The following is a 305-nucleotide window of genomic DNA, read 5'->3' on the forward strand; positions in this document are numbered from 1 at the left end:
GGATCTGCTGTACGCGCCTGGCTGACGGAGTCCCACATCAATATGGACATCGACACGCTGGCGCACATGGATCGCCGGGTCGACTCGGTGTCCCAGTCCGGTGGTACTCCGCTCGTCGTGGCGGTACGCACCCCCGACCACTCGGGCAAGGTGCTCGGCGTCGTTCACCTCAAGGACATCGTCAAGGAGGGTCTAACCGACCGGTTTGCTGAGCTGCGTCGAATGGGTATCCGCACCGTCATGGTGACCGGAGACAACCCGCTGACCGCAGCCGCCATTGCCAAGGAGGCCGGCGTGGATGATTT

1 protein-coding gene is annotated in these 305 nt (G+C 63.3%); it reads left to right on the forward strand.

The genetic code is table 11. From position 1 onward, the window contains the following. Nucleotides 1–305, forward strand: a 305-nt coding sequence (locus CUZ56_RS14870; protein ID WP_126981199.1) for an HAD family hydrolase, incomplete at both ends; no start/stop codon positions are given.

It is taken from the genome of Saezia sanguinis, from assembly GCF_003991585.1.
Classification (GTDB): Bacteria; Pseudomonadota; Gammaproteobacteria; order Burkholderiales; family Burkholderiaceae_C; genus Saezia; species Saezia sanguinis.